Annotated in this window: 14 protein-coding genes; 9 read left to right on the forward strand and 5 right to left on the reverse strand. The window is 71.4% G+C overall.

Annotated elements, in window-relative coordinates; all coding sequences use genetic code 11:
* Nucleotides 1-46: 46 nt before the first annotated feature.
* Genes tsaB through tsaD form a run of 3 tightly spaced genes read left to right on the forward strand, consistent with a single transcriptional unit; the run spans nucleotide 47 to nucleotide 2,234 of the window.
* Nucleotides 47-709, forward strand: a complete 663-nt coding sequence (gene tsaB / locus ACLJQM_RS02835) for a tRNA (adenosine(37)-N6)-threonylcarbamoyltransferase complex dimerization subunit type 1 TsaB (protein WP_410630067.1) — start codon at nucleotides 47-49, stop codon at nucleotides 707-709.
* Nucleotides 706-1,185 carry a ribosomal protein S18-alanine N-acetyltransferase gene (gene rimI, locus ACLJQM_RS02840; protein ID WP_410630069.1) on the forward strand — a complete coding sequence of 160 codons (480 nt, stop codon included), beginning with the start codon at nucleotides 706-708 and terminating at the stop codon, nucleotides 1,183-1,185. Before tsaB ends, rimI begins: the two co-directional genes overlap by 4 nt.
* On the forward strand, nucleotides 1,185-2,234 hold the full coding sequence (gene tsaD / locus ACLJQM_RS02845) for a tRNA (adenosine(37)-N6)-threonylcarbamoyltransferase complex transferase subunit TsaD (protein ID WP_247015004.1): 1,050 nt from the start codon (nucleotides 1,185-1,187) through the stop codon (nucleotides 2,232-2,234). The genes rimI and tsaD overlap by 1 nt, the downstream gene beginning before the upstream one ends.
* Nucleotides 2,235-2,283: 49 nt before the next feature.
* Here the strand turns inward: tsaD and wecB are convergent, their stop codons facing one another.
* The 3 genes from wecB to ACLJQM_RS02860 all read right to left on the reverse strand — a co-directional run bounded on the left by wecB (nucleotide 2,284) and on the right by ACLJQM_RS02860 (nucleotide 4,489).
* Nucleotides 2,284-3,435 carry a non-hydrolyzing UDP-N-acetylglucosamine 2-epimerase gene (gene wecB / locus ACLJQM_RS02850; RefSeq protein WP_410630280.1) on the reverse strand — a complete coding sequence of 384 codons (1,152 nt, stop codon included), beginning with the start codon at nucleotides 3,433-3,435 and terminating at the stop codon, nucleotides 2,284-2,286.
* 94 nt (nucleotides 3,436-3,529) lie between these two features.
* Nucleotides 3,530-3,709: an LPXTG cell wall anchor domain-containing protein gene (locus ACLJQM_RS02855; protein WP_247015003.1), complete on the reverse strand. Its 180-nt coding sequence runs from the start codon at nucleotides 3,707-3,709 to the stop codon at nucleotides 3,530-3,532.
* Nucleotides 3,710-3,721: 12 nt separating this feature from the next.
* A complete protein-coding gene (locus tag ACLJQM_RS02860) occupies nucleotides 3,722-4,489 on the reverse strand; it encodes a choice-of-anchor P family protein (RefSeq protein ID WP_360768308.1) in 768 nt (255 codons plus the stop codon).
* A gap of 329 nt (nucleotides 4,490-4,818) precedes the next feature.
* Between ACLJQM_RS02860 and xrtP the strand changes: the two genes are divergently transcribed.
* Nucleotides 4,819-5,358: an exosortase P gene (xrtP, locus tag ACLJQM_RS02865; RefSeq protein WP_410630070.1), complete on the forward strand. Its 540-nt coding sequence runs from the start codon at nucleotides 4,819-4,821 to the stop codon at nucleotides 5,356-5,358.
* Entirely contained in the window at nucleotides 5,355-6,731 is a 1,377-nt protein-coding gene (locus ACLJQM_RS02870; protein WP_360768310.1) for a glycosyltransferase family 2 protein, read from the forward strand. The genes xrtP and ACLJQM_RS02870 overlap by 4 nt, the downstream gene beginning before the upstream one ends.
* Before the next feature lie 19 nt (nucleotides 6,732-6,750).
* Here the strand turns inward: ACLJQM_RS02870 and ACLJQM_RS02875 are convergent, their stop codons facing one another.
* Nucleotides 6,751-8,607: an N-acetylmuramoyl-L-alanine amidase gene (locus ACLJQM_RS02875; RefSeq protein ID WP_410630071.1), complete on the reverse strand. Its 1,857-nt coding sequence runs from the start codon at nucleotides 8,605-8,607 to the stop codon at nucleotides 6,751-6,753.
* 81 nt (nucleotides 8,608-8,688) lie between these two features.
* Here ACLJQM_RS02875 and ACLJQM_RS02880 point away from each other — a divergent pair, with 81 nt between their 5' ends.
* The 3 genes from ACLJQM_RS02880 to groL all read left to right on the forward strand — a co-directional run bounded on the left by ACLJQM_RS02880 (nucleotide 8,689) and on the right by groL (nucleotide 11,061).
* A complete protein-coding gene (locus ACLJQM_RS02880; RefSeq protein WP_410630072.1) occupies nucleotides 8,689-8,880 on the forward strand; it encodes a hypothetical protein in 192 nt (63 codons plus the stop codon).
* Between the two features lie 175 nt (nucleotides 8,881-9,055).
* Nucleotides 9,056-9,349, forward strand: a complete 294-nt coding sequence (gene groES, locus ACLJQM_RS02885; protein WP_004559922.1) for a co-chaperone GroES — start codon at nucleotides 9,056-9,058, stop codon at nucleotides 9,347-9,349.
* Between the two features lie 98 nt (nucleotides 9,350-9,447).
* Complete coding sequence (gene groL / locus ACLJQM_RS02890) at nucleotides 9,448-11,061, forward strand: chaperonin GroEL (protein WP_410630073.1); 1,614 nt, start codon at nucleotides 9,448-9,450, stop codon at nucleotides 11,059-11,061.
* Between the two features lie 288 nt (nucleotides 11,062-11,349).
* Here the strand turns inward: groL and ACLJQM_RS02895 are convergent, their stop codons facing one another.
* The gene (locus ACLJQM_RS02895) at nucleotides 11,350-11,670 is read right to left on the reverse strand and encodes a WhiB family transcriptional regulator (protein WP_013222678.1); all 321 of its coding nucleotides are present in this window, start codon (nucleotides 11,668-11,670) and stop codon (nucleotides 11,350-11,352) included.
* 230 nt (nucleotides 11,671-11,900) lie between these two features.
* On the opposite strand from ACLJQM_RS02895, the gene ACLJQM_RS02900 reads away from it, so the two are divergent.
* A complete protein-coding gene (locus ACLJQM_RS02900) occupies nucleotides 11,901-12,806 on the forward strand; it encodes a MerR family transcriptional regulator (RefSeq protein ID WP_410630281.1) in 906 nt (301 codons plus the stop codon).
* The last annotated feature ends 120 nt before the right edge of the window (nucleotides 12,807-12,926 follow it).

Below are 12,926 nucleotides of genomic sequence, written 5' to 3' on the forward strand. Positions count from 1 at the left end.
CCCCTGCAGCGACCTCTCGAAGACGCTGGTCGTAGGCTGGGACACCGTGTTGGTACTGGCGATCGATACCTCGACCCCGGCGGTCACCGCGGGCGTCGTCGAGGTGGACGGCGACGGGGTCGAGACGCGCGGCGAGCGCGTCACGGTCGACCCGCGCGCCCACGGCGAGCTGATCACCCCGCACGCGCTGGCCGCCGCCGAAGCCGCGGGGGTCGCGCTCAAGGACCTCGACGCGATCGTCGCCGGGGTCGGCCCCGGTCCGTTCACCGGCCTGCGCGCCGGGATGGCGACCGCCGCCGCGCTCGGGCACGCCCTCGGCCTCCCCGTGTACCCGGTCTGCAGCCTCGACGCGCTGGCCGCCGACGTCGTCTCGGCCGGGGCCTTCCTGGTCTGCACCGACGCGCGCCGCCGCGAGGTGTACTGGGCCGCTTACGACAGCGACGGCAACCGCACCGACGGCCCGCACGTCCAGCGCCCCGCCGACCTGGCGACCGGCGTCGAGGCCGCGGCCGGGGACGGCGCCGTGCTGTACGCGGAGGCGCTCGGCGTCCAGCCGATCGAGCCGCGCTTCCCGTCACCCGCCGGGCTGGTCAAGGCCGCCAAGAGCGCGTTGCTGGCGAAGGCAGAGCCCGCGCCGCTGACGCCGCTGTACCTGCGCCGTCCCGACGCCGCCGAGCCCGCCGCGCCGAAACGGGTGACCGCGAGGTGAGACTCGAGCCGCTGCGCCGCCGGGACATCGCCCGGTGCGTCGAGATCGAGCAGATCCTCTTCCCCGGCGACGACCCGTGGAACTCCCGCGCGTTCCACTCCGAGCTGGACATCGGGCACTTCTACCTGGCCGCCCGCCCGGACGAGGGCGACGAGCTGCTCGGGTACGCCGGGCTCGCCGTCGTCGGGCGCCGCCGCGGCGAGTACGAGGCGACCGTGCACACCATCGGCGTCGCCCCGGAGTACCAGGGCAAGGGGATCGGCAAGGCGCTGCTGCGGGCGCTGCTGGACCGCGCCGACGAGTACGAAGCGCCGGTCTTCCTCGAGGTCCGCACGGACAACACGACGGCACTCGGCCTGTACGAGAGCCACGGTTTCGAACGGCTCGGCATCCGGAAGCGCTACTACCAGCCTTCCGGCGCCGACGCGTACACGATGGTCCGCCCCGCGCGGACGCGAGACGGGGTGGCGGGCTGATGTCACGCATCATCATGGGCATCGAGAGCTCGTGCGACGAGACCGGCGTCGGCCTGGTCCGCCTGCACGACGACGGCACGGTCGAGCTGCTCGCCGACGAGGTGGCGTCCAGCGTCGAGCAGCACGCGCGCTTCGGCGGCGTGGTGCCCGAGGTCGCCAGCCGGGCGCACCTGGAAGCGATGGTCCCGACGACCACGCGCGCCTTCGAGAAAGCCGGGCTGGCACTGTCCGATGTGGACGCCATCGCGGTGACGGCCGGGCCGGGCCTGGCGGGCGCGCTGCTCGTCGGCGTCTCGGCGGCCAAGGCGTACGCGACGGCGCTGGACGTGCCGCTCTACGGCGTCAACCACCTGGCCGGGCACATCGCGGTGGACACGCTGCAGCACGGGCCGCTGCCCACGCCGTGCCTGGCGCTGCTGGTGTCCGGCGGGCACACGCAGCTGCTGCGCGTCGACGACATCGCGTCGGAGATCACCGAGCTGGGGTCCACTGTGGACGACGCGGCGGGCGAGGCGTACGACAAGGTCGCGCGGGTGCTCGGCCTGCCCTACCCGGGCGGCCCGCCGATCGACAAGGCGGCGAAGAACGGCGACCCGGCGGCGATCGCGTTCCCGCGCGGCATGACCGGCCCGCGCGACGCGAAGAACGACTTTTCCTTCTCCGGCTTGAAGACCGCGGTCGCGCGCTGGGTCGAAGGCGCCGCCCGGCGCGGCGAGGAGATCCCGGTGGACGACGTCGCGGCGTCGTTCCAGGAGGCCGTCGCGGACGTGCTGACGATGAAGGCGATCCGCGCCGCGAAGGAGCAGGGGATCGGCACCATCGTGATCTCCGGCGGCGTGGCGGCGAACTCGCGGCTGTCGGCGCTGGCGGCGGAACGCTGCGCGGCGGCGGGCATCGAGCTGCGCGTTCCGCGCCCCCGCCTGTGCACGGACAACGGCGCGATGATCGCGGCTTTGGGCGCGCACGTGGTGGCGGCGAAGCGCCCGACGGCGAAGCTGGACTTCAGCGCGAACCCGGCGTTGCCCGTGAACGTGGTCTCGCTCTCGTGAGTGTTCGGGGCGGTTGGAACCGCCCCGAACACTCACTACGGGTCTGGGCCTACGTAGCCGCGACCTCGTTGCGGGTCGTCGCGGCGACGCCGAGCAGTTCCTCGATCGCCGCCACCGCCAGGGTGGCCGCATTGCCTTCGCCGTAGGGGTTTCCGACCTGCGCCGGCCGCAGCTCGCCGCTCAGCAGGCGGGCCGCCGTGTCGGCGATGCGCTCGGTGTCCGTGCCGACCAGCCACGCGCACCCCGCCTCCACGACCTCGACGCGCTCGGTCACGTCGCGCAGCACCAGCACCGGGGTGCCGAACGTCGGCGCTTCCTCCTGGATGCCGCCCGAGTCCGTTAGCACCAGCGACGCGGCCCGCAGGGCGCGGACCAGGTCCGGGTACTCCAGCGGGTCGGTGACCGTCACGCGCGGCAGGCCGGCCAGCGCCGCCTCGACCTGGGCGCGGACCTGCGGGTTCGGGTGCGCCGGGAACAGCACCTGCACGTCCGGGTGCTCGGCGACGATCAGCTGCACCGCGGCCAGCGTCCGCTCAAGCGGCTCGCCCCAGGACTCGCGGCGGTGCGAAGTGACGAGCACCAGCCGCTCGCCGGCCTCGGCGATCTCCATCTCCAGCAACGCCAGCGCCGTGTCGCGGGCCGGCAGGTCGCGGGCCGCGATCTCCAGCACGGCGTCGACGACCGTGTTGCCCGTGACCGCGATGCGTTGCCGCGCAACGCCTTCCGCGCGCAGCTCGGCCGCCGCGCCGAGGGTCGGGGCCAGGTGCAGCGCCGCGAGCCGCGACACCATCTGGCGCGCGCCCTCCTCGGGGAACGGCGCCGCGAGGTCGTGTGTGCGCAGCCCGGCTTCCAGGTGCACCACCGGGATACCCAGCCAGAACGCGGCCAGCGCGCCCGCGAGCGTCGTCGTGGTGTCGCCCTGGACGACCAGCGCGGCCGGCGGGTGCCGGCGCAGCAGGTCGTCGAGCGCGGGGAGCAGACCGGCCACGAGTTCCGCCTGCCCGCCGGTGACCCGCGGCGGCACGTCCAGCCACACGTCGGCGGTCAGCCCGAACGGTTCGAGCGCCTGCTCGACCATGTCCGGGTGCTGGCCGCTGTGCACCAGGACCGGCCGCAACGCCGGGTGCGCGTCCAGCGCCAGTGCCAGCGGCGCGAGCTTCAGCGCTTCCGGCCGCGTCCCGGCCAGCACCATCACGTCCACCCGGCGGTACCCCTTCTCCACATAGTCCAGTCTCCACGAAAATTTCCACCGCGGGCCGCCGGCGTGCGAGGGGCACACGCCGACGGCCCGTTCCTCAATCCCGCGCCTGGGAGAGGCGGCGGTTGCGGCGGTGGACCGCGATCAGCGCCACGGTCCCGAGCAGGACCAGGAGCACGCCGACGGCCAGCCACCACCCGATGTCGGCGCCGGTGGCGGCGAGGGTGCCCACCCCGCCACCGGCGACTCCGACACCCGCGCCCGGCATCTTGTACATCCGGGCCTCCGCTCAGGCCTGTGCGGAACGGCGGCGGAAGATGCGCGTGCCCACGGGCACCGCGACCGCGCCGAGCAGGCCGAGGCCGATCCACAGCCCGGCGCCGGACGCGAGCGGCATCGGCGGCGCGGCCGGGCCGCAGGTCGCCGACGACACGATCACGTCACCCGAGCCGAGCGCGCCGACCACACCGCCGAGCAGCTTCACGTGGATGGCGTTGACCGTGAGGCTGCCGTCCTTGTTCTTGATCTGCTCGTTGAGGATGACCGTCGCGATGTTGATCCCGGCGATCGCGACCTTGACCTGGGTGTTCGGCGCCGGGGTCGCGTCGACCGCGCCCGCGCTGCCGAGGTTCGCGCCGACAAGCGTGGTGCTGCCCGTGACGCCCGCCTGGGTCGCCGTGCAGACCGCCTCGACGGCCTTGGCACCGACGTTGTTGCCGAGGGCCTTGAGCAGCGGCAGCCCGACGTCGGCGGTGCTGGCCTTGGCCGTCACCGCGCCGGAGTTGTCGTCGCGCTTGGCCTCGGTGTTGATCACACCGGTGGTCAGGATCCCGGTCAGGTTCGCCGAGGCCAAGCTGTTGGTCGTCGGGCCCGCGGTGTTCGCGGCCGCGAGCGGGCCGGCCTTCACCGCCGGCTGCCCGAGCAGCGTCACGTCGACGTTCACGCCGTAGGCCGACCCGTCACCGGGAGCGGCCGACGCGGGGGTCGCGCCGGCGAGCACGACGCTCGCCACGACCGCGGCGAGCAGGCCGCCACGGCGCACGAGGGAGCTCTTCATCAAACTTTCCTCCGAATTCGCTGGAGTTAATCGGGGGTGCGTGACGTCGGCGCGGATAAACCGGCTTGCTTCGAGTCGGCACGCGAATCGACTATCGCGAAGAGCGGCCCGAATGGCACACGATATTTCCCGAATCACCGGATCGGGTACAACGTGGCGGAGTTTCCGCAGGTCGTTTCCGCATCACTCGGATGGCCTAGCAAGTTTGCGGGTGGAGCTGCCGAATGGGCCGCTAAACCACACCTCCGAGTGGAAGTGAGGGCCGGTGGTGTTTTACGCTCGCCCGGGGTCCGCAGCTTGATCCGACAACCGACACCGAGAGGACCGTCGTGGCCGTAGCGAGCGCTCCGAACGCAGGTATGGCACGGTTCCCGCTGGTCATCGCGCTGAGCGCGCTGGCGGCCGCGGGTGCCGTGGTGGTGCTGGCCGAGCGGTTCTACCGCGAACTGGAAGTGCGGCTCGCCGGTGCGATCCTCGAGGTGATCACTACATCGGGTGTTTATGTAGCACCCGATCGGGAGTCTGTTTACTTTGGGTTGACGAGCACTACTCCGTTCGGGTTGAGAATGACACCGGAATGTTCTTCGGCGTTCCTTTTGCTTCCGTTGCTCGTTGTGACGATGATCATGCTGTACTTCCGGCCCGCGAATGCGAAGCGGCTCTTCTTTTCGCTCGGTATTTCCACGGTCGTCGTCGTGCTGGTGAACCAGCTGCGCATTCTCACGATCGTCGGGCTCGTGCACGGGTTCGGCACCGACGACGGCTACTACTGGGGTCACACGCTGCTCGGCTCGATGGTCAGCGTGTTCGGCGGTGCCGTCTCGCTGGTCCTGTTCGTCTGGCTGGCCACGCGGAAGAAGAAGGCATGAGCGTCAAGGTCCTGCTGGCGATCACGCAGGCGTTCGCGCTCACGATGAGCGTGGCGTTCCTGGTGTACGTCGTCGTCATCGTGGTGCCGTACCTGCGGCGCAAGCCCGCGCCGGTCGGCGACCCGGCCGACTACACGTGGCACTTCTTCGTCCCGTGCCGCGACGAGCAGACGGTGATCCGCGAGACGATCCGCTACCTGCGCACGACGTTCCGCAAGGCGCACGTCTGGGTCGTCGACGACGACTCGGAGGACCGCACCGCCCGCGTCGTCCGGATGCTGTGGCGCCGCCACGGCGGCTACGACCCGTACCTGCACCTGGTGCCGCGCACGCGGCCCGAGGCGCGGACCGGCAAGGGGGACGCCCTCAACGCGGCCTACCGGGCGCTGAACGACTGGATGGGCCCGGACGCCTCGCGCGACGACGTCGTCGTGGTGGTCGTCGACGCCGACGGCCGCCCGGCGCCGAACTGCCTCGAGGTCTGCGCGGCCGACCACCTCTTCGGCGACGAGGGGATCGGTGCGGTCCAGCTGGACGTCTGGATGAGCAACGTCGGAACGCCGCCGCCGTCGCGGAACCCGGTCGGGCGCTGGTTCGGCCTCAAGCTCGCGCAGCTGCAGGACCTCGAGTTCCGGACGGCGATCGCGGCGATCCAGACCTCCCGCGGCTTCACCGGCACGATCTCCATGGGCGGCAACGGCCAGTTCACCCGGCTCACCGCGCTGGACTCCATCGCGGGCGCCGACGAACAGCCGTGGCGCGGCTCGCTGCTGGAGGACTTCGAACTCGGCGTCCACCTGCTCACGGCCGGCTGGCGCACCGGGTTCACGCCGGATTCCCATGTGGCGCAAGAGGGTCTGTACAGCCTGCGGCGCTTCCTCGTGCAGCGCACCAGGTGGGGGCAGGGCACCATGCAGTGCGCCCGGTACCTGCGCCGGATCTGGGATTCGCCGCACGTCAGCACGCTCGGGGCGGCGGAGATGATGTACTACCTCGCCCAGCCGTGGCTGCAGCTGCTCGGCTCGCTGCTGTACCCGATCCCGTTCATCCTGCTGGTGACGAGCACCGCGGGCGACCCGGCGCAGATGTGGACGTGGTTCACCGGCGGCGCGTGGATCCTCTTCGCCATCTACGGCTCGTTCGGGCTGCTGCCGTTCCTGGTGTGGGGCCCGATCTACCAGCTGAAGTGCTTGCGCAGCCGCAACGTGCTGCGCGGGATCGGTCTCGGTTTCGCTTACGCGGCCTACATCTACACGTTCTACGTGACGTCGTGGCGCGCGCTGTTCCGCTTGGTCCGCGGCCGCAACGGCTGGGCGAAGACGCGCCGCAACACCGAACAGGCGGCCGGGGTGAAGGTCGCGCTCGACGCGTGAGCGCGACCCCCACCACCGGTCAGAACGCCGGCACGAGCCGGACGTCGTCCGCCTTGACGAACGCGATCCGGTGCCCGAACTGGATCTGCACGTACTTGAGCTTGCCCTTCACCACCACGTGGTCGGCCAGGTCGAACGTCGTGGCCGAGTAGTACTCCGAGCCGACCGTCCCGGCCGAGGAGTACTTCTGCCCGGCGGAGAGCGTGTACGGCAGCGGCGTGATGGCCTGCACGGTGACGTTCGCCGGGTAGGCCTCCGGCTCGGGGTAGGCGCGGCCGTACACCGGCACGGTCGCGAGGCCGGGCTTCGGCGTCGCGACCCAGCCGAACGCGGGCTTCGCGACCCGGGCGCCGCGCGGGTTGGGGAACCAGCCCTTCTGCCCGAGGTACCAGATCGCCGTCCAGTCGCCGCGGACGTCCGCGACGGCGTACTGCTGCCCGGTCGCGGCGCGGCTGCCGACGTCGGAAACGTCCATTGTGGACGGCGTGCCGTCGGTGTGCAGGCCGGCGTCCTTCAACAGCGGCGAGGATTCACTCGGCTCCGAGTGCAGCACGACGGCCTCCGAACCGCGCGGCGCGCACGGCGTCCCGGGGCTGTCGCAGCCGGTGAACACGGGCTGGTTCTTCGCGAAGTCCGGGTCGATGGTGACCAGCGACGAGCCGGGCAGGCCGAACCCGCCGAGCGGCGCGCCCAGCAGGTCGAAGTAGTGCGACCAGTCCCAGTAGGGGCCCGGGTCCCAGTGCATGCCCTTGATCGTCGACGGGATCGTGCCCGGCACGTTGTCGTGGCCGATGATGTGCGCCCGGTCGAGCGGGATGCCGTACTTGCGCGCGAGGTAGCCGACGAGCTTCGCGCTCGAGCGGTACATCGCCTCGGTGTACCAGGTGCCCTTGGCGGCGAAGCCCTCGTGCTCGATGCCGACGGACTTGGCGTTGACGTACCAGTTGCCGGCGTGCCAGGCGACGTCCTTGGTCGGCACGTGCTGCGCGATCAGGCCGTCGTTGGAGCGGATCGTGTAGTGCCAGCTGACGTAGGTCGGGTCCTGCGCGAGGTCGAGGACGTTGTCCCAGTAGCCCTCGGTGTCGTGGATGACGATGTGGTCGATCTTCTGGCTGACCGGCCGGTTGGCGAGGTCGTGGTTGCCGTAGTCGTCGTCCGGCAGCTCCTGGTAGGGAGCGGGGACGGACTCGCAGGTGACGGTCCGCGGGCACTCGACGTTCGCCGGGTTCCCGCCGTGCTGCGGCACCGTCGTGCCCGGGCTGGGGCTCAGGCTGACCTGCTGGCCGTCGTCGGTCGTGCGGGCGACGCCGGTCTTGATGGTGTCGTAGACCTCGTCGGCGAAGGTCCGCGCCGCGTCTCCGGTGGATCCGCTGTACTTCGCGACGGCGTCGTACCAGGTGTTGCCGGCGTGGTACTCCGCGAGGAGAGCGGCGCCGCCTCGGATGTTCTCCGCGGGATCGGTGCGGAGGGTTTCGGCGGTTCGGCCGACGAGCCGGGCGGCCTCGTCGACGGTCTGCAGGCCCGGTGGGGGAGTCGCCGGCCCGGCCTTCGGGTGCAGGGCCGGACGGGCGTCGTCGCCTCGGGGGTCCTCGGTGCCTTCATCGTGGTGGGTGGTGGCCACGCCGGCTTCGCGGACGTCGGTGAGGTGCATCGGGCCGTAGCCGGCGGACGTGCTCGGTGTGCCGGCGTTGGAGTCCCAGCGGGACTCCAGGTAGGAGACGCCGAGGAGGACGTTCTCCGGGACCCCGAACTCGGCCGCGGCGGCGGTGAAGTCGCGTTGGCGCTGATCGGTGGTGGCGGCTTGCGCGGGCGCGGCGGCCAGGCCGGTGGTGAGGGCGACGGCGGCGAGGAGCGCGGCCGATCTTGGGAGGGACATGGGCATAAACCCCCAGGGTTCAGGTGCCAGACGTCAGAACCTAACCAGAAACTCACGCTGGGGGTAAGGGCCGGCGAAACCGTGCTGTCGGCCGTGGTCGGCTCCTGGGTGACCTACCGCGTCAAGCGCCGCGAAGGAGCGAGGCTCAGCGCCGCGGCCGAGGTCGAGCGCGACCTCCGGACCGCCGAGCTGTTCGTCAAGCTGATGGACCCGGCGCACGCCCGGGGCGCCGCGGTCCGGTCCGTGCCGACGGTTCGGCGCGACCAGGGCTGAAACCGCGGGTCAGGGCTCTTTCGGCCTGTCGGGTGGACCCTCCTTGCACGACTGGCACTCACGTGGCTAGAGTGCTAATCGCACGGCCCGACAGCCCCGGCACCCGCGACGGCGGGGGTGGTAGAGCCGTAACCACAACCTGCCAACGCTTTCGACGACCGTGGAGGTCAACCCGGTGAGCGTGAACATCAAGCCGCTCGAGGACAAGATCGTTGTCCAGACGAGCGAGGCCGAGGAGACGACCGCTTCCGGCCTCGTCATCCCCGACACCGCCAAGGAGAAGCCCCAGGAGGGCAAGGTTCTGGCCGTGGGCCCGGGCCGGATCGACGACAAGGGCAACCGCGTCCCGCTCGACGTGAACGTCGGCGACGTCGTCATCTACTCCAAGTACGGCGGCACCGAGGTCAAGTACAACGGTGAGGACTACCTCATCCTGTCCGCCCGCGACGTGCTGGCCGTCATCAACTGACGTCCGCTCGCAGCGCATGACGCCCCGGGCCCCGCACAACGCCGGGGAGCGGGGCGTTCTTGCGTTTCAGACCCACCGAAAGGTAAGCGGAAACCGCTATGCCCAAGCAGATCAGTTTCGACGAGGACGCTCGTCGCGCGCTGGAGCGCGGGGTGAACAAGCTCGCCGACGCGGTCAAGGTCACCCTCGGCCCGCGCGGTCGCCACGTCGTGCTCGACAAGAAGTTCGGCGGCCCGACCATCACCCTCGACGGCGTGACCGTCGCCCGTGAGATCGAGCTCGACGACCCGTTCGAGAACCTCGGCGCGCAGCTCGCCAAGAGCGTCGCCACCAAGACCAACGACGTCGCCGGTGACGGCACCACGACCGCGACCGTGCTCGCGCAGTCCCTGGTGAAGGTCGGCCTGCGCAACGTCGCGGCCGGCGCGAACCCGACCTCGATCGGCCGCGGCATCGAAGCCGCCGCGGAGAAGGTCATCGAGGTCCTCAAGAGCAAGGCCACCCCGGTCAAGGGCCGCGAGAGCATCGCCCAGGTCGGCACCGTGACCTCGCGCGACGCCAACATCGGCGCCCTCCTCGGCGAAGCCGTCGAGAAGGTCGGCGAGGACGGCGTCATCACCATCGAGGAGTCGTCGACCCTGGCGACCGAGCTGGTGATCACCGAGGGCGTCCAGTTCGACAAGGGCTTCCTCTCGGCGCACTTCGCGACCAACCCGGAGGAGCAGAAGGCGATCCTCGAGGACGCCTACATCCTGCTCGTCCGCGAGAAGGTCTCGTCGCTGGCCGAGCTGCTGCCGGTGCTCGAGAAGGTCGTCGAGGCCAAGAAGCCGCTGCTCATCATCGCCGAGGACGTCGACGGCGAAGCGCTGTCCACCCTCGTGGTGAACTCGCTGCGCAAGACGATCACCGCCGTCGCGGTCAAGGCGCCGTTCTTCGGCGACCGCCGCAAGGCGTTCCTGGACGACCTCGCGGTCGTCACCGGCGGCGAGGTCATCTCCGCGGAGATCGGCCGCAAGCTGGCCGACGTCGACCTCGGCGCGCTGGGCAAGGCCCGCCGGATCGTCGTCACCAAGGACGACACCACGATCGTCGACGGCGGCGGCACCAAGGACGCCATCTCCGGGCGGGTCGCGCAGATCCGCAAGGAGATCGAGACGACCGACTCCGACTGGGACCGCGAGAAGCTGCAGGAGCGGCTCGCGAAGCTCGGCGGCGGCGTCGCGGTCATCAAGGTCGGCGCGGCCACCGAGACCGAGCTGAACGAGCGCAAGCACCGCATCGAGGACGCCGTGGCATCGACCAAGGCGGCCGTCGAGGAGGGCATCCTGCCCGGCGGCGGTTCGGCGCTGGTGCACGCGGTCAAGGAGCTCGAGGGCGGCCTCGGCCTCGAAGGCGACGAGGCCACCGGCGTGCGCATCGTGAAGGACGCGCTGTCCGCCCCGCTGTTCTGGATCGCGACCAACGCGGGCCACGAGGGCGCGGTCATCGTCAACAAGGTGCGCGAGCAGAGCTGGGGCCACGGCTTCAACGCCGCCACCGGCGAGCTCACCGACCTGCTGGCCGCCGGCATCGTCGACCCGGTCAAGGTGACCCGGTCCGCGGTGGCGAACGCCGCCTCGATCGCGCGTCTCGTGCTGACGACGGAGTCGTCGATCGTCGAGAAGCCGGTCGACGAGGAGCCCGCCGGCGCGGGCCACGGCCACTCGCACTGATTTCCGACGAGACGGGGCGGTACTCCTGCTGGGGTGCCGCCCCGTTCCGTTTCCGGAGACCGGCGCCTGCGCAGTGGCGCCGGCCGACTTCGCGAGCTACGCCGAGTGGCGCCCGTTCCTCTACCCGAGGCGCGGGCCGCGCCGAGGCCACGCGGCACGAGCACTGATTTCCGACGAGACAGGGCGGCACTCCAGCTGGGGTGCCGCCCCGTTCCGTTCCCGGGGGACACCCGGAAAGCACGGAGGGCGGCACCCCACCCGGTGCCGCCCTCCGATGTCTGTGGCCGCTCAGCCGCCGGACATGCTGAGCGCGCGTTTGTCCGCCTTGATGAGGTGCTCGCGTTCGGACTCCGAGAGCCCGCCCCAGATGCCGTACGGCTCGTGCACCGCCAGCGCGTGGCTGCGGCACATCTCCAGGACCGGGCAGCTCAGGCAGACCGCCTTCGCCCTCGCCTCCCGTCGTGCGCGCGCCGGGCCGCGCTCGCCGTCCGGGTGAAAGAAGGACGCGCTGTCCATCCCCCGGCACGACCCTTCGAGCTGCCAGTCCCACATGTCGGCGTTGGGTCCTGGGAGCCTGCGCGTGTCTGCCATCCTGACCGCCTCCGTCATCCGGTCGATGCCGCTAGCTGCTCTGCTGTGGTGCCAATACTCCATTCGGTGCAACGGCGGTAACGTTAGAAGCGCGCCAATAGTTGTTCAAGCGATCCGGCCCGATTCAGCCGTTAGGCATCCCCCGGATGTGTGAGCAGGGGTTTCGCCTCCGGTTGCCGACTGCGCTGGGTGCCTGGATATTGAGGCTCGTGGGAGCTGGGTCGGGCACCGAAGAACCCACCCTGCCGGTGGCCTCGGTCGCCCGCCGGCTCGGGGTCGCCCCGTCCACCCTCCGAACCTGGGACCGCCGCTACGGACTGGGCCCCAGCCGCCACACGGACGGCCGCCACCGCCGCTACGGCAGCTCCGACATCGGCCGCCTCGAACTGATGCAGCGAGCGCTCCTCAGCGGCGCTTCGACGGCCGAAGCCGCGAAGTACGCCCTCGAGCAGATGCCGCGCTCCGGGCCCCCGCAGCCGGAGGAGCCTTCGGCACCCGCCGACGCGGCCGCGGCCGACGACGGGCTGGAGGTCCGCTCCCGGCTCGCCCGCCGCTTGAGCACGGCGGCGCTCGCGATGGACGTCGGCGCGGTCCAGCGCATGCTCGCGGACACCATCACCGAGCTCGGCGTCCTCCCCGCGTGGGCGGGCGTGATCGAGCCGGTGCTGTCGGCGCTGGGTGCCCGCTGGCGCGGCGCGAGCGCCGGTGCGGAGGTCGAGTACCTGCTCGCGGAGTGCGTGTTCGCGGCACTGGTACGCGCGACACCGGTGCTGGACGAGCCCCGCAACACCCGCCCGGTGCTGCTCGGCTGCGTCCCGGAGGAACGCGACTCGATGCCGATGTACGCGCTGGCGGCGTCGCTGGCCGGCCGGCGGATCGGCGCCCAGCTGTTCGGGGTGCCGCTGCCGGCGGACGTCCTGGCGGTCGCGGTGCGCCGGAGCGCGCCGTCCGCGGTGGTGCTGTGGGCCCACCGGCGCGGGGGCGCGGACACGCGGCTGTTCGCCCGGGTCTCGCGGGGGCGGCAGCGGAGCCGGCTGTTCGCGTGCGGCCCGGGCTGGGACCCGGCGGCGCTGCCGGACAAGGTGGAGCTGCTCACGGACCTCCCGGGCGCGGCGGACCGCATCGAGCACGTCCTGGTGGGCGGTCGGGGCTAGCCGGCTTTCGTCCGGTGTCGGCAGTGGCCGGCGCGCCGAAACGCCATGAACGACCCGTTCATGACGTCCGAGCTCGTGCCCGGGCAGTTCGATCATGTTTTTGTCGGTGCGAACCGCTAG

Source organism: Amycolatopsis sp. cmx-4-83 (assembly GCF_046548815.1).
In the GTDB taxonomy this organism is placed as follows: domain Bacteria; phylum Actinomycetota; class Actinomycetes; order Mycobacteriales; family Pseudonocardiaceae; genus Amycolatopsis; species Amycolatopsis pretoriensis_A.